The organism is Sneathiella sp., from assembly GCF_036844445.1.
In the GTDB taxonomy this organism is placed as follows: Bacteria; Pseudomonadota; Alphaproteobacteria; order Sneathiellales; family Sneathiellaceae; genus Sneathiella.
Window position 1 is genome coordinate 352885 of sequence record NZ_DAIUFV010000004.1, and the last position, 18941, is coordinate 371825.

The 18941-nt window shown below is 60.5% G+C and carries 16 protein-coding genes; 11 read left to right on the forward strand and 5 right to left on the reverse strand.

All coding sequences use genetic code 11. The features are described 5' to 3' along the window. Positions 1-14 precede the first annotated feature (14 nt). Complete coding sequence (locus V7Z56_RS10675) at positions 15-701, reverse strand: 4'-phosphopantetheinyl transferase family protein (protein ID WP_334129417.1); 687 nt, start codon at positions 699-701, stop codon at positions 15-17. Between the two features lie 176 nt (positions 702-877). On the opposite strand from V7Z56_RS10675, the gene V7Z56_RS10680 reads away from it, so the two are divergent. Further along, positions 878-1429, forward strand: coding sequence for a hemerythrin domain-containing protein (locus tag V7Z56_RS10680; RefSeq protein ID WP_334129418.1), 552 nt, complete (start codon positions 878-880; stop codon positions 1427-1429). Between the two features lie 21 nt (positions 1430-1450). On the opposite strand, the gene V7Z56_RS10685 is transcribed toward V7Z56_RS10680, so the two are convergent. From V7Z56_RS10685 to V7Z56_RS10700, 4 genes are all read right to left on the reverse strand, one after another. Then, positions 1451-2803, reverse strand: coding sequence for an efflux transporter outer membrane subunit (locus V7Z56_RS10685; RefSeq protein ID WP_334129420.1), 1353 nt, complete (start codon positions 2801-2803; stop codon positions 1451-1453). Between the two features lie 16 nt (positions 2804-2819). After that, complete coding sequence (locus tag V7Z56_RS10690) at positions 2820-4769, reverse strand: MacB family efflux pump subunit (protein ID WP_334129422.1); 1950 nt, start codon at positions 4767-4769, stop codon at positions 2820-2822. 4 nt (positions 4770-4773) lie between these two features. After that, positions 4774-5961, reverse strand: coding sequence for an efflux RND transporter periplasmic adaptor subunit (locus V7Z56_RS10695; RefSeq protein ID WP_334129423.1), 1188 nt, complete (start codon positions 5959-5961; stop codon positions 4774-4776). 297 nt (positions 5962-6258) lie between these two features. Beyond that, entirely contained in the window at positions 6259-7089 is an 831-nt protein-coding gene (locus V7Z56_RS10700) for a DUF3883 domain-containing protein (RefSeq protein ID WP_334129424.1), read from the reverse strand. A 299-nt stretch (positions 7090-7388) separates the two neighbouring features. Between V7Z56_RS10700 and V7Z56_RS10705 the strand changes: the two genes are divergently transcribed. The 10 genes from V7Z56_RS10705 (at position 7389) to V7Z56_RS10750 (ending at position 18940) form a co-directional block, all read left to right on the forward strand. After that, on the forward strand, positions 7389-8054 hold the full coding sequence (locus V7Z56_RS10705; protein ID WP_334129425.1) for a TetR/AcrR family transcriptional regulator: 666 nt from the start codon (positions 7389-7391) through the stop codon (positions 8052-8054). Between the two features lie 27 nt (positions 8055-8081). Next, positions 8082-9242 (forward strand): acyl-CoA dehydrogenase family protein, encoded by a 1161-nt coding sequence (locus V7Z56_RS10710; RefSeq protein WP_334129428.1) that lies wholly within the window; start codon positions 8082-8084, stop codon positions 9240-9242. Positions 9243-9308: 66 nt separating this feature from the next. Next, positions 9309-10100, forward strand: coding sequence for an ABC transporter ATP-binding protein (locus tag V7Z56_RS10715; protein WP_334129429.1), 792 nt, complete (start codon positions 9309-9311; stop codon positions 10098-10100). Continuing rightward, entirely contained in the window at positions 10097-12052 is a 1956-nt protein-coding gene (locus tag V7Z56_RS10720; RefSeq protein ID WP_334129430.1) for an AMP-dependent synthetase/ligase, read from the forward strand. The genes V7Z56_RS10715 and V7Z56_RS10720 overlap by 4 nt, the downstream gene beginning before the upstream one ends. Beyond that, complete coding sequence (locus V7Z56_RS10725; RefSeq protein ID WP_334129431.1) at positions 12049-12948, forward strand: branched-chain amino acid ABC transporter permease; 900 nt, start codon at positions 12049-12051, stop codon at positions 12946-12948. Before V7Z56_RS10720 ends, V7Z56_RS10725 begins: the two co-directional genes overlap by 4 nt. 1 nt (position 12949) lies before the next feature. Continuing rightward, the gene (locus tag V7Z56_RS10730) at positions 12950-14002 is read left to right on the forward strand and encodes a branched-chain amino acid ABC transporter permease (RefSeq protein ID WP_334129432.1); all 1053 of its coding nucleotides are present in this window, start codon (positions 12950-12952) and stop codon (positions 14000-14002) included. Between the two features lie 51 nt (positions 14003-14053). Beyond that, positions 14054-15247, forward strand: a complete 1194-nt coding sequence (locus V7Z56_RS10735) for an ABC transporter substrate-binding protein (RefSeq protein WP_334129433.1) — start codon at positions 14054-14056, stop codon at positions 15245-15247. Positions 15248-15277: 30 nt separating this feature from the next. Next, positions 15278-16075, forward strand: a complete 798-nt coding sequence (locus V7Z56_RS10740; RefSeq protein ID WP_334129434.1) for an ABC transporter ATP-binding protein — start codon at positions 15278-15280, stop codon at positions 16073-16075. 7 nt (positions 16076-16082) lie between these two features. Next, positions 16083-17315, forward strand: a complete 1233-nt coding sequence (locus V7Z56_RS10745) for a phenylacetate--CoA ligase family protein (RefSeq protein ID WP_334129435.1) — start codon at positions 16083-16085, stop codon at positions 17313-17315. Between the two features lie 23 nt (positions 17316-17338). Next, the gene (locus V7Z56_RS10750; protein ID WP_334129436.1) at positions 17339-18940 is read left to right on the forward strand and encodes a carboxyl transferase domain-containing protein; all 1602 of its coding nucleotides are present in this window, start codon (positions 17339-17341) and stop codon (positions 18938-18940) included. Position 18941: the final 1 nt, after the last annotated feature.

Genomic DNA, 18941 nt, shown 5'->3' on the forward strand with positions numbered 1-18941 from the left:
AAAACTATCTTAATTCACAGCGTGAATTCCCGCAGCTCGGCGCGCGGCGTGAACAGGCCGGCGACCGTGCAGGCGCCGCGGAGGGTGCCAAGCTCGATCTGCTGGAGGCGGGCCAGCGGCTGCACCGGGCGCCGATAGCCGAGCAGCCGTCCACCCTCGATCTCGACATCGATCTCGCGCGGATCGAGCGCCAGGCCTTCGCCGGTCACCTTCATGCGCGCTTCCTTCGCCGTCCAGAGATGAAAGAAAAGCGCCCGCCGGCCGCTCCTGTCAAGGCTGTTCAATACGCTCTGCTCGGCCGCCGTATAATAGTGGCGCGCGAGATCGTCGATCTCCACCCGGCGATCATACATCTCCACATCGACACCGATATGCCCCTTGCGGCTGAACGCATAGACGGCCGTATCGGCGGAGTGCGACATGTTGAAATAGAGGTCACAGCCGCGGATGAACGGCTTGCCCCGCTCCCCTGTTTCAAAGCGGACATGATCCGCCGGCATATCGAGATAGCGCGCCAGCAGATGGCGGAGCGTCCCATGCGCGCGGATATAGCGGTTTCGGTGGAGATCAAATTTGAAGCGCTCTGCGCGCGCGCGCTCCGCGTCGCTAAGAACGCCAAGGCACGCGGCAAGGTCAACGCCTCCCGCATCACCGATCGCGGCGTGATAGAGATGCGTATTTTCGGCGCCGAAATCGACCATCGGTCAAGATCCCATCTACAGCAGAGTGAAGCTCCGCCCGATGATAACGCGCTTGCGTCATTCAACAAGGCAAATCCTGTGCGCGTATTGCGGGCCCCGCCGAAACTTGATCCTGATCAATGCGCTTTTCGGCCGGGTCTATAGGGTGGCATGATACTCAATTGTGAGGATATATCATGTCGCAGATTATCGCAAAATTGCTGGAGGACCACCGGCGAATGACCGTGCTCCTCGACATGCTGGAGCGGGAAATGGACGATTATCTCGCCGGTCACAGCCTCAATCAATTTCTGATCGAGACAATTGTCGACTACCTCGTCACCTTCCCGCGCGCCTGCCATCACCCGATTGAAAACTTCATCCTGCGACGACTGAATATCCGCAGTCCCTCGCTCGGCGCGTATGGGCGGGAAATCATCATCGAGCACGAGCGGCTGAGCCGTCTGCTGGATAATTTCATGGCGACATTCGAACTTGCCAAATCGGGAAAAAATGCCTCGCGCGAGACACTCGCCACCGCCGTCCGGCGCTATACGGACTTTCTCCGCTGGCATATGGAGCGCGAGGAAAGCATCTTCCTGCCGGCGGCGGAACGCGCGCTTCAACAGTCCGACTGGGATATTATCGAGACCCGCATGAACGACAAGGGCGATCCGGTGTTCGGCCGGGAGACGGATCGTCAGTACCGCGCGCTTCACAAGGTTCTGGTGGAGTGGGCCGGAAAATAGCGGCCGCGCCCTCGCCCGCGCTTAGCCGCCCAGCGCCTGGTAGAGCGTCACCTCCGTCCGCAACCGGTTGAACATGTTGCCAAGCACGGCATTCTCGGCGTTGCGGCGACGCTGCTGGGCATCCAGCCAGCTTCGGATTGGGATCGCGCCCGCCCGATACTGCCGCTCATAGAGGCTTTCCGCCTCCGCCGCCGCCGCGTAGGAGCGCTCCAGAAACTCGGCCGCCGCGGCATATTGCTGGCGCGCCGAGAGGGCGTTCTCGACCTCCCCGATCGCGCGGTAGAATGTCTGGCGGAAGCTTGCTGCCGCCGCTTCATACTGCGCTTTCGAGATATCGACATTAAGCGCGATGCGATCGAAATTGAGAAGCGGTGCCGCCAGCGTTCCTGCCAGCATGGCAACCGGGTTGCTCAGGAAATCAAACAGCTCGTTACTGCCGCCGCCAAGATTGCCGGTAAGGCGGAAACTTGGATAAAAGCTCGCCCGCGTCGCATTCACGCTGGAGAGCAGTGAGCGGAGGCGAAGCTCATCCGCCTTCAAATCCGGGCGCCGCGCGACCAGCTCCGACGGCAGGCCCGCCGCCAGCGCCGGGATGCGCGCGCCTTGGAGCGTCGTCGGCTCCGGTCCGTCATAGACCTGCTTACCCAAAAGGACGGCGAGGGCGTTTCGCGCCTCGACCCGCGCCTGGACAAGCTGCGTTTGCGTCGCCTGCTGCGCGGCGAGCGACTGCTCCGCTTCACGCAGGTCGAGCAGCGAGACACTGCCCGCGTTATACTGCAGGCGGACGAGATCAAGCGCCTGCTCCGTATAGCGGATGCTCTGCTCGCCGATCCGGATCTGATCATTGGCATAGGCAAGCTGCCAGTAGGCCGTGAGCGTCGTTGCAATGAGGGAGAGGCGGGTTGCGTCGAGATCCTCGGCGCTCGCCATCTCCTGCCAGCGGCTCGCGTCCTTTTCGGCTTCAAGGCGGCCGAAGAGATCCGCCTCCCAGGCGATACCGAGCGAAGCGGATGCCGACTCTGCCCGCGCGCCGCCGTCGAGCGGCCTGCTCACGGACGAACCGAGGCTTGCCGATGCGCTTGGGAAGAGCTGGTTGCCGGCAAGCTCGGTGGAGAGGCGTGCCTGGTTGAGGCGGATACCGGCTGCGGCCAGATCGCCATTCTCGGCCGTAACACGCGCGACCAGCCCGTCTAGCTCCGCAATGGCAAACGCCTGCCACCAGTCGCGCGGCGGCAGGCTGTCCGCAACGGTGGAGGTCTGCCAGGCGGTCTCTACCGGCAGTACCGGCGGCTGATATTCCGTCCTGATCAGCGACCCGCAGCCCGCGGTTAGAAATAGAGAGGCGATAACAATGGCATGCGTAGATTTTCTCATAAGCAACTTCATATCATTAATCCCGCGCCAGCGCTTCGACCGGATCGAGGCGCGCGGCGTTTCGCGCCGGAAGAAAACCAAAAACGATGCCGATCAGCGTCGAACAGACGAAGGCGGCAACGATCGAACCGGTCGAGAAGATCATCACAAAGCCAAGGTCCATCTTCTCAAAAATCAGGCCGAGCGAGAGCGCAAGCACAATCCCGATGGCGCCGCCGAGCAGGCAGACAAGCACCGTCTCGATCAGGAACTGCTGCATGATATCCCCCTGCCGCGCACCAACCGCCATGCGAACGCCGATCTCGCTTGTCCGCTCCGTCACCGAGACCAGCATGATATTCATCACCCCGATTCCGCCGACGATCAGCGAGATAAGCGCAATCGCGGCAATCAAGAGCGTCATCGTCTGGCTGGTGCTGGTGATGGTCTGGCGGATATTGTCGGTGTTGAAGACAGAGAAATCCTCAACCCCGTGGCGCATCGCCATGAAGCTTGTGACCGCCGCCTCCGCCGTCTCCATCGCCACATCGTCAGTGATGCGCACAGTGATGGAGCTTAAATAGTGCTGGCCAAGAAGACGTGACATGACGGTGGTATAGGGGCTGAAAATGGTGAGGCTGTTGCTCCGCCGATAGCCGAGGAGGTTATTTTCCACCACGCCGATGATGCGCATCGGCACGCTGCCGACGATGATAACCGCGCCGACGGGATCCTCGCCGTTCGGGAAGAGCGCCGCCGCGCTGTTATGATCGATGACGGCGACCTGCGCATAGCTTTCAACGCTTTCCGCATCAAAAAAGCTCCCCTGCAACAGCCGGGTGCCGCGGACGCGGAAATAATCCTCGCCGACGCCCTGCACTTCGGAGGTCGCCGCGATATTGCGATAGCGCGTCGTCACACTGGTTGAGACTGAGGGGGTGACGCTGTCGACAAAGCTTTGCGAGGCGAGCGCCGCCGCATCCGCCGGCACCAGCGTCTGCACCCGGGCGGAGCGAAGATCGCCCTGGCTCGCGCCGGGATAGATGCTGAGGGTATTGGTGCCGAGGCTGCTGATATTCTCCAATATCTGCTGCTGCGATCCGTTGCCAAGCGCGACGACGGAGACGACCGAGGCGATCCCGATGATTATCCCGAGCATGGTGAGGAAAGTACGGAGCCGATGCGCCGACATCGCCAGCAGGGCCATATGGAACGCTTCCTGAAGGCGACCGAACAGCCCGAAAAACCGCCCCTCCCGCTTGCGATCAGCGGCGAGCGTTGCCGCCGGGGCAGAGGCTTCCTTTCGCCTGTCCGAAATAATCTCGCCGTCGCTGATCTCGATGATGCGATCGGCCTGTTCGGCAATCGTCGGCTCGTGCGTGACGAGGATGACGGTGTGGCCGTCGCGGTGCAGCTCGCGGAGGATCTGCATTACCTCCCGCCCGCTCGCGCTGTCGAGCGCGCCGGTCGGCTCGTCGGCGAGAATGACCTGCCCGCCATTCATCAGCGCCCGCGCGATGGAGACGCGCTGCTGCTGCCCGCCGGAGAGCTGGCCGGGGCGGTTCTCCGTTTTGTCGGCAAGGCCGAGACGGCTGAGCAGCGTGGCTGCGCGGATTTTCCGGGCGGCGCGGGACCGGCCGGAATAAATCGCCGGCATCTCGACATTACCGAGCGCCGAGAGGTCGCCAAGCAGATGATAGCGCTGAAAGATAAAGCCGAAATGCTCACGCCGGAGTTCGGCAAGCTCGTCCGTTTCAAGGCGCGCCGTCTCGCGTCCTTCGATGCGGTAAACGCCCGACGTCGGCCGATCGAGACAGCCGAGGATATTCATCAGCGTCGATTTGCCGGAGCCGGAGGCGCCGATGATCGCCACCATCTCGCCCGCATGGATATCGAGATTGATGTCTTTCAGTGCCACGAAAACACCATCGCCCGACGGATATTCCCGGCGCACCGCTCGAAGTGCAAGAAGGGGTTTGCTGTCCATACCGCTATCTGAACATCCGCGTGGAGCCGCCCGAGCCTGCCGGCCGCGGCGCGGCGGGGGAGCTTACGACCACCTTCTCCCCCTCACTCAGGCCCTCAAGGATCTCAGCCTGCACCTTATTGTTGATCCCGACGCGAACACGCCGCTCCGCAACGACGCCATCCGCCGCCAGGACCCGGACGCTGTAGGCCCCGCCCGCCGCCCGCTGCAGTGCTGCGGCAGGAATAATCAACGTGTCCTTTGCTTCGGCGAGCACGATGGAAACCTCCGCCGTCATCATCGCCCGGAGCGCGCCATCCGAATTGTCGATATCGAAAAGAGCGTTATAATAGATCGCGGTAGAACTCGAAGTTGACGCTGTGCTTGAACTGTTTACGAGATTGACGATTGTCGCCGGCGCAGGCTCGATGCGGGCGAGCGTCGCGCGGTAGTGATTATCAGGATCGCCAAGCACGGTGAAATAGACCGGCATGCCCTGCCTCACCTTGATAATATCGGCCTCCGAGACTTCCGCCTTCACCGTCATCACATCGAGATTGGCGATCACGACGATGGTCGGGGCGGACTGCACGGCGTTGACCGTCTGCCCCTGCTTGGTAACGATCGCGACGACCACCCCATCCATCGGCGCCTGGACGCGTGTATAGTCGAGATTGACCTCGGCCGTGGCTTTGCGCACCTCGGCTTCCTTGATCTGCGCTTCAAGCGCTTTTACGTCGGCGCGCGCAGCTTCAAGGCTCGCCTTCGCGCTTTCAAATTCGGCCGCCGATGTCGCCTGCCCTGCGATCATCTGCTGCTGGCGGCGGAATGTCTGCTCGGCCTGCAGGAGCGATGCTTTCCGCGCCGCAAGCTGCGCCGTGACATTGGCAAGGCTCGCCTCCGCTGTCAGCAGGTCATTGGTGCGGGTGCGGGCATCGATCTGCGCGATCATGTCCCCTTCCTTCACCTCCTGGCCAAGCTCGACGAACAGCGTCTCGATTCGGCCCGATACTTGCGCGCCGACGCTCACAATCTCTTTCGGCTCAAGCGTTCCCGTCGCAACGACCGTCTCCTCAATGTCTCCACGAAGGACGGGCGTTGTGAGGACGGCCGGCTTGTTTGCCGCGGCAAAGCTGGACTGCCACAGGGCAAAGCCGCCCCCGCCTGCGACCGCCAGCACAAGGGCGGCGATGATGATCCATTTCTTCTTCATACTCTAAAGGTGATCCCTCAGTCGTTCCTTGCGGGTAAAGCTTGGACGCAGGTGATTTATTCGTCTCAGCATCGATCCGTTTCGCTCCATCAAAGCATAAATTAACCGGGTACGCCTGCGACTTGTCGTCACAATTTCGACAGCGGCACCCCGCCCGCACGCCCCAAAAGCGCAGAGGCTTCAACGGCGCACTTTCATTAAACGGCCCCGCAGGAAAAATCCGTCTCGGCCTTTTTTTTCGGTTCAGGAGGCGAGCACAACCCAAAGCGGTCGGGCAGAAAGGCAAATTTCAGTAGGCTACCGAATGTTCGCCTCATAAGATGTGGCGGTTAGGGCGACATGTGCACTGAGCGGCGGATAAAGCTCAAATGCTCGCGGTTTACGGGAAAAATTCCACAGCCGGAAAAGGCACCAGCGATCAGCCTGCTCTTCCGACACCTCAATTTCATTTCTGGATATATAAAATGGGGTCCGTTCCCAGCCATTCGTCGTTTTAACTTCTATAAGTCGCGGCTGGCCATCCACCTTAAAGCTGGCAATATCATAGCCTGCGCCATCTCCGTCTTCCTGTGATACCCAGCGAACTTTTCTTGCGAGATCCTCTCGCCCGGACTGTATCAGTTCCGCCCTCTCCCTCTCGAATACCAGCTTTTCGCCCGCATATCCAAGTTTCCGGTTTCTCGCGTCCCGCGCCGCGATATCAAACTTTTTCGCCACGCGTATCATTTGCTCGGTCTCGGCGGGAGGCGGCTGGTTCGACATCGTCGGCGGGGGGTCGACAAAGAGCGATGTTGGCTCCGCCATGCCTATGTTGAGAGAAGTTTCGGGTTGTTTTTCCGCCCAGGAGACCTTCTCCATCCAACGCCATACGGCATCTTCGAGTGAAAACTGATAGTTAAACGCCGGCACATAGCCTGGTATCCACGCTTCGCCAAATCCCTTTAAAACGGCACTGATATTTTGATGTTTAAACTCGATCGACGATCGGGAGCGATCAATATATCGCTGAAGATTACGGTTATGTTCGGCCTTATTATAGGCATGCCCCGCAAGGTCCTTTTCCAACATGGAAAAGTAATCCGCGACGATCAGGTCGTTTTCTTCATCCGTCCAAGGCCCCTTTGACATAACCCTCATCGTACGCGATTCGTATCATTAAGCAATCCCGGGAATGGAGTGCGCTACTGATCCGCAGCCCGACAGCATCGCGTCAGGTAGCTAAGAGTGAGGCTATGGCGGATTGGGTGACGGCTATTTTCTTCGGAGAATCCCACCCGCAGGCTTTTGGCCAGAAATAACAAAAGTGAACATTTAGTAACTTAATATACTGGACATTATTTCTAGTTTATGACTATATCCTGAAACGAACAGGGAGTTGCGGCGATTCCGCCGCCTTTTCCACAAGCTTTGAGACAAGGAACAGTATTTTGCGATGGGCTAACACACTTCCAACGCCCGCCGAGCAGCTCGAGATCAAGCGGCAGGCGATCATTCGCGAGGCGGCGCAGGTGTTCAACCGGCGGGGCAGCCATGGCACGACCCTTGATGAGGTGGCCGAACGGCTGTCGGTGACCAAAACGGCGCTCTACCGGTATGTCAAAAGCAAGAATCACCTTCTGTATCTTTGCCATAAGGAGGCTATGGATATCGCCGCCCAGAATATGGATATCGGCGAGCGTGAAGGGAAAACCGGCCTCGAGAAGATCCAGATCGGCATGAAAGGCTATATGCGGGAGATGATCGGAACCATGGGCGTGCCGGTTATCATTCTCGAGGAAAAGGCGCTGACGGGCGAAGAGGCGAAAAAGATCATCGCCCTTCGTGACGCCTTCGAGATCCGCATGCGCGCGCTGGTCAATGCGGGGGTCGAGGATGGCAGCATCGTGCCGATCAATTCAAAACTCGCGATCTTCGCGATGCTGGGCGCGATCCACTGGGTGACCAAATGGTATTCACCGCACGGCGTCTGGACGCCCGAGGATGTCTCGGACGCCATGATCGAGCTGGTGACGCGCGGCTTCGCCGCCGAGCCATCGAAGCAACTGACGGCCGATATACATCTCGCGCCGATACCGCAATCAACAAAAAAGTAACAGCCAGATATCTCAGGGGAGGAAGAGATGAATTTTGATCTGTCGCAGCAGCAGTTAGACTTTCAGGCAAGTATCCGCGAGTTCGCACAGTCGGAGATCGCGCCGCGCGCCGAGCAGCTCGATCGGGAGGGCGTCTTTCCAACGGACCTCTTCCAGAAGCTCGGCGAACTTGGCGTCATGTCCATCCCGTTCGATAAAGAATATGGCGGCATGGGCCTCGGGGTCCTCGATGCCGTCCTCGCCATCGAGGAAATCGCCCGCGCCGATCAGTCCCTCGCCGTCTCCCTCATGGTGTCGGTCGCAACGGGCCTGACCGTGCAGCGCTTCGGTACCGAGGAGCAGAAGCGGAAATGGCTGCCCGACATCGTCTCCGGACAGCGGATCTGCTCGATCGCCGGGACGGAGCCCGGCGCCGGCAGCGATACGGCGGGCTTCACGACCCGCGCCCGTCGGCTCGATGACGGCGGCTGGTCGCTCACCGGCGAGAAGGCCTATATCACCAACCCCGGCACCGATATCTCGTCCTTCACGCTCATTCTTGCCGTCTCCAGCCCGAAGGACGCCGAGACCAGGAAATACACGCTCTTCCTGACGCCAAACGATACGCCGGGTTACACGCGGGGAGAAAAATACAAAAAAATGGGCTGGCGCTCGTCCGATACGCGCCCGCTCTATCTCGATGACTGCAAGCTTCCGGCAGGGGCTGTGGTCGGCGAAGTCGACGGCGGCCGCTGGGTTCTGCACAAGGGCTATCAGGCCGCGCGCCTCTTCCTGTCGACCTGCTCCCTCGGGCTTGCGCAGGCCAGTCTCGACCATGCCCTTGCCTATGCCAAGGAACGGCAAGCGTTCGGCGGCAGCCTTGGCAAGCTCCAGCTCATCCAGGAAATGATCGCCAACATGGCCGTCAAGGTCGATTGCGCCCGCCTCCTCACCTACCGCGCCGCCTGGCAGGTCGATGCTGGAAAGCCGGACCTCAAAGCGCTCTCCATGGCGAAACTCTACGCCACGGAAATCGGCTCGGAAGTCGCGAACATGGCGATCCAGGTGCATGGCGGCTGGGGTTTCATGGATGACTGCCCGGTCTCGCGTTACCTGCGGGACAATCGGGTCTGTACGATCGGCGATGGCAGCTCCCAGATCCAGACATTGCTGATTGCACGCGAATGCGGACTGGATGTGACCTTCTAGCAGGGGGCGAAAACGTAAACAGGCGGTACCCAATGTAAATTGTCTCAGATTCCGGGAGGGGAAGCTATGGACAGTAACAGTGTTTCGCAAACAGCTGTGTTGGAAGCGGACGGGCTGAGCCTCAGATTCGGGGCCGTGCACGCGCTGAAGGCGGTGTCGCTCACCGTCGAGAAAGGCCACATTCATGCGATTATCGGCCCCAATGGCGCGGGCAAGTCGAGCCTGCTGAACTGCCTCTCGGGCTTCTACAGGGCGCAGTCCGGCTCGGTCCGCTTTGGCGATCAGGATATTTCCGCCCTTCCGCCGCGGAAACGGGCGGAAATGGGGATCAGCCGCACCTTCCAGGGCATCCAGACCTATCCCAGCCTGACGGCCCGCGAAAATATCATGACAGGCTACCACGGCCGGATGAAGGGCGGGATCTTCCGCAATATGATCTATTGGGGCTCGACCCGGCGCGAGGAAGAGGAATTTACCCGCAAAGCCGAGGAAATCATCGACTTTCTGGAGCTTGAAGAGGCCCGCAATATGCTGGTCGGCGATATGCCTTACGGGCTTCGCAAGCGCGTCGATCTCGGCCGGGCGCTCGCGCTCAATCCGAAGCTCCTGATTATGGATGAGCCGATGGCGGGCATGGGCCCCGAGGAGAAAGGCGACCTCGCCCGCTTCATTCTCGATATCCGCACGGCGCTCAACATCCCGATCATTCTCGTCGAGCATGACATGGAAGTGGTGATGGATATCTCCGACCGGGTCACCGTCGTCGATTTCGGCGAGGTCATCGCCTGCGGGACACCGGCGGAGGTTGGCGCGAACGAACGGGTGATCGCCGCCTACCTCGGAGGGACCGTGCAATGACGGCGCAACCGAAAATTGTCGCCCCGGTCGTTGCGGGAAAGCGCTGTTCCAACGGCAAGACCCTGCCCCAGCTGCTGCAATCCAATGCCGCCGAGTTCGCGGATACGCCCGCCGTCAAATCAAAACGGGCCGGCATCTGGCGGAGCAAGAGCTGGTCGGTGCTGTTCGATGAAGTGCGTCTCGCCGCCCGCGGCCTTGCGGCCTGCGGCCTGAAACGCGGCGATGTTCTGGCCTTCATTTCAGAGAATATCGAGGAGCAGCTGATCGGGCAGCTCGCCGCCCTCTCCCTCGGCGCCATCACCGTCAGCGTCTATCCGGATGCGACCGTTGATGAGCTGGACTTCATTATCCTGAATTGCGGCGCCGTGATGATCATGGGCGAGGATCAGGAGCAGGTCGACAAAATCCTGCAATGCAAAAGCGGCGTGCCGCAAATCCGCAAGATACTCTATGTCGATGGCCGGGGGATCTGGGACTATACGGATCCCAGGCTGATCTCGCTTGAGACGGCGCTGCAAATGGCTGAGACTTTTGAGAGTTCCGGTTGGGTCGATATCGAAATCGCCAAGGGCCTGCAGGATCATGTCGCCGTCTATTGCTACACCTCCGGCACCACGGGGAACCCGAAGGCGGCGATGCTCTCGCACGCCTTCATTCTTGATAACGCCTATCGCCTGATGGGAGCGCTCGATGTGCGCCCGGGCAGCAACTACCTCTCCTATATCTCACCGGCCTGGGCGGCGGAGCAGTTCTTCGGCATCGCCCTGCCCCTGCTGTCGCCAATGGTGGTTCATTTCGCCGAGAAGCCTGAAACCATCCAGCATGATCTTCGCGAAGTCGGGCCTGAATTCCTGATGTTCACGCCCCGCCAGTGGGAAATGCAGGCCTCCGACGTCGAGGCGCGCATGATGGACGCCCCGGCTCTGCAGCGGTGGCTCTACCGCTGGGGGATGCAGCAGGGGCTCGACAAGGTTCGCGGCCGGCGCGGCTTCTTCTTCCGTTTTGTCAGCTGGCCGCTCGCCGAGCTGCTGGTGCTGCGCGGTATTCGCAACCTGCTGGGCCTCAGCTTCGCCCGCGCCGTTCTCTCCGGCGGCTCCGGCCTCTCGGCGGAGCTCTTCGAGCGCTTCCGCTCCTTCGGGGTTCCGCTTGGCAATCTCTACGGCTCGACCGAGCTTGGCCTGATTTCGACCCATCGTCCCGGCAGCACGACACCGGAAACGATGGGCACCTTCATGCCATCGGATCCCAGCATTACCGGCCCGATGGAGGGATGGGTCGATGAACAGGGTGAGCTGTGCCTGAAAACCCTGGCCTTTTCCGGATTTCTCAACGATCCGGGCGCGACTGTCGCGCTCGGCAGCCCGGAGAGCGGCTATAAAACCGGCGATGCCGTCCGCGTCGATGAAAATGGCGAGCTGATCTATCTCGACCGTCTCAAAGATTTGCGAAAACTGCGCACCGGGCAGGCCTATCCGCCGCAGTTCATCGAGAATCATCTGCGTGCCTCCTCGCTGATCCGCGATGCGATCGTCATTGGCGATGAAAACCGCGACAATGTCGTTGCGCTGATCAATATCGATGCGGAGATTGCCGGGCGGTTTGCGGAAATCAACGGCCTCGCCTACGGCACGTTCCCCGAACTCAGCCAGCTCCCGCTGATCCGCAGCGAGGTCGGGCGTGTCCTCAGCAAAGTCAACGCCCTCGTCGATGAGGGGGCGCGCGTCGTCGCCTTCATCAACCTGCCAAAAGAACTCGATGCCGACGAAGCGGAACTCACGCGCTCGCGCAAACTCCGCCGGGAGCATATCCATGCGCGCTACGCAAACATGATTGACGCCCTTTACGGCGACGATGACAGCCTCACGACCGAAATCGAAGTGAAATATCAGGATGGCAGCACCAGCCTGCTCAAAGCGGTTGTGGCAATTAACCGGATCGGGGACGGCCAATGATCAATTTTCTGCAAATTCTTGTTGAGGGCACGCTTGTCGGGCTTGTGTACGGCCTTGTTGCCATCTCCTTCGTTGTTATTTACCGGGCATCGCGCATCGTCAACCTCGCGCAAGGTGAAGTTGTTGTTTTCGGCGCCTTCTTCCTCTGGACCTGCACCTACGGCCTGCAGTCCGTCGGCATAGAGGTGCCGTTGTTCGTCGCCGCGCTTATGACGCTGGTGGCCTGCGTGCTGTTCGGCTTGCTGCTCGAGCGGCTGGTGTTCCGGCCGCTGATCGGACAGCCCGCCTTTGCGATTTTCATGGCGAGCGTCGCCCTGCTGATCCTGCTCCGCGGTATCGCGCAGCTGGTATGGACGGCGGAGACGCGGCCGTTTCCCGTTATCCTGCCCGATGGCACCTTTACGATCGGCCCCTTCCTCATCAGCACGCGGCTCCTGATCGGCGGCATCTTCACCGTCATTCTCTCCTTCGCGCTGCATTACTACTTCACGCGCACCCGTCAGGGCCTCCGTCTTGCGGCCGTCGCGGAAGACCATAACACGGCGCTCTCGCTCGGTGTCTCCGTGCGCGCCGCAACGGCGATCGCCTGGATCTTAGGGGCGATCGTTGCGACCCTCGGCGCGGTGGTGCTGCTGTCGGGCCGGATCGTCTCCCTCGAAGTCGCGCAGATCGGCTTCAAGGCGCTGCCGGTCGCGCTGCTCGGCGGGCTGGAATCGATCCGCGGCGCGCCGCTCGCCGGCATCATCATCGGCGTCAGCGAAGCCCTCGCCATGGCCTATCTCGACCCGGTGACCAACGGGGCGGCCTCGGGGATATTGCCCTACGCCATGATGATCGCGGTCATTCTCGTGCAACCACAGGGCCTGTTTGGCTGGAAAAAGATAGAAAGGCTCTGACATGCTGCCCACTGGTGTTTATTTCGAAAGCTACAGCAGCGAAGCCCGGCTTCTGAAAACCGTCAGATCCCGTGTCTGGCTCGGCGCCCTGCTGGTCGCGCTCTGCTGCGTGCCGCTTGTATCCGGTCCCTATTTTCTCGGCGTCATGACCTATATGTTTATCTCGCTGATGGCCGTTTACGGGCTCTATATCACCGTCGGCATGGCCGGGCAGATCAATATTGCGCAGTCGGCATTCGTCGGCGTCGGCGCGCTGATGACGGCGAAATTCTCGGAATTTGGTGTCCCCTTCTGGGCCGCCATCCCCCTCGCCGCGCTTGTCACGGGCCTTGTCTCCATCATCTTCGCGCTGCCGGCGGCGCGGGTGAAGGGATTCTATCTCGCCCTCACCACCCTTGCCGCCCAGATCATGTTCCCGACGATCATCTTCGCCCTGCCCGCGAACTGGCTCGGCGGCCTGGTCGGCATGCCGGTGACCAGCGCGTCGATCGGCTCCTTCACCATCTCGTCCCCCGTCGACTTTTATTTTCTGACGCTGGCGATCGTGCTGGCGCTCAGCGTCCTTGCCTTCAATCTCCGCCGCACCCGGTTCGGGCGCGCCCTCATTGCGGTGCGCGACAATGACGTCGTCGCCGAGGTGATGGGCATGAATGTCCTCAAAATCAAGGCCCTCGCCTTTTTTACAGGCTCGCTGTTTGCCGGGGTTGCGGGCGGCTGTACGGCCTATTTCCTTCAGTTCGTGACCGTCGAGAGTTTCACCCTCTTCGCCTCGGTCTGGTATCTCGGGATGCTCATCGTCGGGGGGATCCACAGCCCCATCGGGGCGGTCCTCGGTGTCGTGTTCATTACTTTTGTTCAGGAAGGGCTGCATGGGGTGGCGACATTCGCGTTGCAGTCCGGTGCCGGCAGCGGCGGCGGCGCGATTTTCGCCCTGACGTCAATTGTACTCGGAGGGCTGATCCTGCTGGCCCTGATTTTCGAACCACGTGGCTTGGCGCACCGATGGTCGGTTCTCCAGACCACATTTCAGCTCTGGCCGTTCCCCCGCAACTAGGGAACACGCTGGAATGAGGGGGATATTCCCCACTTTAACAGGGAGGATACAATGCGACTAAAATCAACACTGCTTGCGATTGCCATGGGAGCGCTGGTCAGTCTGCCGGCGTCCGCCAAGGAATATATAATGAGCACCAGCGCCGACTTCTCGGGGCCGTTCGCCGATGTCATGCCGAATGCCATGTCCGGGATCACGACGATTGCCGACTGGTGGAACGCAACCACCGGCAAGGAGCTCGGCGTCACGGTCAATATCAAGATCTACGATATGCGCTATGATGCGTCGGTTATTGCCAAGACCTGGCCGTCAATTCTCACCACCGATCACCCGATCATGCATCTCGGCTTCGGCTCGCCCGACATGGTGACCCTGATGAAGCGGCTGCCGAATGACAAGGTGCCGTTGCTGCTCGGGACCGCCATGATTGGCCTCGTCTGGGAGCCCGACGGCTGGCATTACTCCATCCGCCCGACCTACAGCCACGAGTTTGCGGGCCTTCTGAGCGAGATGCAGAAGAAGAAAGGCAGCGTCCTTAACATCGGTGCGGTCAGCACCCAGAACAGGGCGGGCTTCGTCGACCAGGTGAACGGCGTCGAGAAGCTCGCGAAAATGCACCCTGATCGCTTTGCGATGGTCGATATCCAGTGGGTCGACCCCTCGCCCGTCTCGCTGACGAACAACATTCGCGCCATGTCCCAGAAAAACCCCGATGTTATCCTGGTTGGCGGAACGACGGCCCAGGTCGTTGCGACGGCCAAGGCACTGAAGGATCTGAACCTTTCCATTCCGATTATCAGCTCGACCCATAACGGTCTTTCGGAAGCGGCCAAGGGCATCGATCCGGCGGACCTCAACGGCGCCTATTCGGCCTTTTCCTTTGCGCCGCCGACAAAAGCAACCCTGCCGATCCGCGACCTCTTCAACGAGCACAAGAAAGAGGGTGAGTGGACCCTGATCACCGCACAGTCCGCGGCGCAGGCCATTCTGGCGCTTCGCACGCTCGAGAAGGCGATTGCCAAGGTCGGTGTCGACAATGTCGATGGCACCGCCATGCGGAACGCGCTTCTTGAGAACCAGTTCACCGAGGAAGAGCTGCTCGGCGCGCTGCCGACGCTGGATTTCGATACGACCGCCCCCTTCCCGATCGGTGAGATCAAGGCCACCGCGGAAATCATGGAAAACGGCGAGATCCACCCGCTCGGCGATGTCTGGATGGAAGTTCCTGCACTCGAAAAATGGTAACCCGCTTTCCCGCGAACCGGAGGTAGGCCTATGGGATTGGTACTGAATAACGTGGATCTGGTGTATAGCGGCGTCATCCAGGTGCTGCGATCCGTCAATCTGGAGGTTCCGGATGGCCAGATGGTGGTTCTGCTGGGATCGAACGGTGCCGGCAAGACCACAACGCTCAGGGCAATCTCGGGCCTGCTCCACGCGGATCTTGGCAAGGTAACGGCGGGACGCATCCTGCTGGATGGTGAAGACATCACCAACGGCGACCCGACGGATATCTTCGCCAAGGGTATCGTTCAGGTTCTCGAGGGCCGCAAGGTCCTCGAGCATCTGACTGTCGAACAAAATTTGATGGTCGGCGCGCATCTTAGAAAAGACAGCGCAGGCATACGCGAGGACCGTGAAAAGGTCTTTCACTACTTCCCCCGCCTCGCCGATCTTTTGAAGCGGACGTCGGGATTTCTCTCGGGCGGTGAAATGCAGATGCTGCTCATCGCACGAGCAATGATGGCGCGCCCGCGCATCCTGATGCTGGATGAACCGTCGATGGGCCTCGCGCCCATTCTGATCCAGCAGCTCTTTGAGGTGATCGGCCAGATCAAGCGCGACGAAGGGCTGACGATTTTCCTCGTCGAACAGAATGCCCATGCGGCGATCGGCCAGTGCGACTATGGCTACGTGATGGACAACGGCCGCATCGTCCTCCACGGGACCCGCGACCAGCTGCAGAACAACCAGGATGTAAAGGAATTTTATCTCGGCTTCACCGGCGAGGAAAATCGCCGCAATTTCCGGGATGTCAAACATTACAGGCGCCGCAAGCGCTGGCTGGGATGATTTTATCATGAACAGATTTTCGATTATGCAGAGCCTCTATGGCGAGGCGGTGACCCGGGCGCCCGCGCTTCGGGAGCGGTTTGAGAAGGCGGGTCTTTCGCCCGCCGACCTCACCGATGCGAGCGCCCTCAGCCGCCTGCCGGTGCTCACAAAGGAACGGCTGATGGACCTGCAGGCCGCCAATCCGCCGTTCGCCGGGTTCCTCTCCTGCGACATCACGGAGATCGCCCATATCTATGTCTCTCCCGGCCCGATCTGCGAACCGGGTCTCGCCCGGGACAAGAGCGGCCACGGCATGGACAAAATGTTCAAAGAGGCCGGGATCGGCCCCGGCGACATCGCGCTCAACAGCTGGGCCTACCATCTTGTGCCGGCCGGGATGCTGTTCGATCAGGGCCTTTGTGCCGTCGGCGCGACCGTCATTCCGTCGGGCACCGGCAATACGGCGCTGCAGGCGAAATTGCTCTGCGACCTGAAAGCCACCGTCTTTCTCGGCAGTACCGCCTATTTTGCAACCCTCGTCGAACAGCTTACAAGCGATGGCAGGGAATTGCCGGCCGACTGGCATTTGAAACACGCTTTTCTCGGCGGTGAGTTTGGCGACTGGACGGCGAAGCGCCGCGCGATTGAAAGCCGCTACGGCCTTAAAACATGGTCCTGTTACGCGACTGCCGATTTCGGCCTGATCGGCTTCGAGCGCGCCGGTGAAGATGGCTACCGCATTCACAACGATCGCTATGTCCAGATTTGCGATCCCGTAAGCGGCGCGCCTTTACCCCTCGGCCAATCGGGCGAGATCGTCGTCACAACCCTTGCCCGCGGCTGGCCGATGATCCGCTTCGGAACCGGCGATGTCGCCCATGCGATCACGCTTTCCGAGGATGGCGGCGCGGAGCGGATATCACCGCTGGAGGGGCGAACGGGCGCCGCTGTCAAGGCGCGCGAGATCTTTATCTACCCCGGACATATCGAGGCGCTGGTGCGCGGAAGCAATCAGATCACCGCGGCCCGCGCTGAAGTTAGCGAATTCAATGGCCGCGATCATATCACGCTCGAGCTGGTGAACTCGGGCGGCGCAGGCACGGCTCCCGACGAGGAAGCGGTTCGGACGCTCTTTCAGTCCCTCACCCGCCTTCGCGCCGACCACGTCCGCTGGCTCGAAAGCGAGGCGGAGTTCACCATCAGCGGCCTGCTCGTCGACAACAAGACCGCTCAGCAGCGCAGCAGCGTGCAAATTTAGCCCAGGATTTAAGAGAACGATCGATGACAATTCTTACAAGTAATTGCAATCCTCAAGATCCGCAGTTCACGAAAAACAAGGCGATTTACGACGGTCTTATTTCTGACTTGCGCGATAGGTTCGACTGGGCGCTGGCGGGCGGCGGCGAGAAAATTGTCGCCCGTCACCGCGAACGCGGAAAACTTCTCGCGCGGGAGCGGATCGATTTGCTGGTCGATCCCCTGACCCCGTTTCTCGAACTCTCCCCGCTCGCCGCACTCGGACTATATGACAATGGCCTGCCATCGGCCGGGATTGTTACCGGGATCGGAACGGTCCGCGGCGTGACCTGCGTGATTATCGCCAACGACGCAACCGTCAAGGGCGGATCTTTCTATAAGGAAACAGTGCGCAAGCACATTCGCGCCCAGGATATCGCGTATGAGAATGACCTGCCGATCATCTATCTTGTCGATTGCGGCGGCGCCAATCTTGAAAATCTCGAGGATGTGTTTCCCGATCAGGAACATTTCGGCGGCACCTTTTACCGCCAGTGCCGCATGTCCGCAAAGGGTCTCCCCCAGCTCGCCGCGGTGTTTGGCGAATGCACAGCGGGCGGCGCCTATATCCCGGCTCTCTGCGATGAATTCGTCATGGTCGCCAAGAATTCCTCCATTCATCTCGGCGGACCGCAGATCGTCAAGGCGGCGATCAGCGAGATTATCAATCGCGACGACCTCGGCGGGGCCTGGATGCACAGCACCCTATCCGGTGTCTCCGATCACTTCGCCGTCGATGAAAAGGAGGCGATCGCCAAGCTTCGCGATATGGTCGGTGCCCTGAACTACCCGCAAACCCTGCATGGGGATATCCGTGCGCCGCTCCCGCCGCGCTATGACCCGGCCGAGCTTACCGGCATTGCGTCTGTCGATCTTACGGTGCCGTTCGATCAGCGCGAAATCATCGCCCGCCTGGTCGATGATAGCGCCTTTCATGAGTTCAAGCCGCTCTACGGGGCGACACTGCTCTGCGGCTTCGCGCATATCGAGGGATTGCCCGTCGGAATTATCGCCAATAACGGCGTGCTGATGTCGGAAAGCACCCTGAAGGGCGTGCATTTCATCGAGCTTTGCGACCAGCGCAACATTCCGCTGCTGTTTATGCAGAACACGACCGGCTTTATGGTCGGCTCGGAGGCGGAGCGCAACGGCATCGCCAAAAACTCGGCCAAACTGGTCTATGCGGTCTCGAACACACGCGTTCCCCGCTACACGCTGGTCACCGGCGGGTCCTACGGGGCCGGGAACTACGGCATGAGCGGCCGCGGCTTCCGGCCGCGCTTCATGTTCATGTGGCCAAATGCCCGCCTTGGCGGCATGAACCCCGATGTCGGTTCCTCCGTTCTTATGGACCTTCGCCGGGCGAGCATCTCGAAGGAACCCGCGACCGAGGCGGAGCTCGCGGCCTATGAGCAGAAGGTGCGGGACATGTTTGAGGAAAAATCCGCCCCCTACTACTGCACGGCACGGATCTGGGACGACGGCATCATTGAGCCTGCCGATACCCGCCAGACGCTGGCGCTCTGCCTTGCTATCGGCGCGATGCAGGCTCCGCAAACCGGCTACCGCCCCGTCTATAGAATGTGAG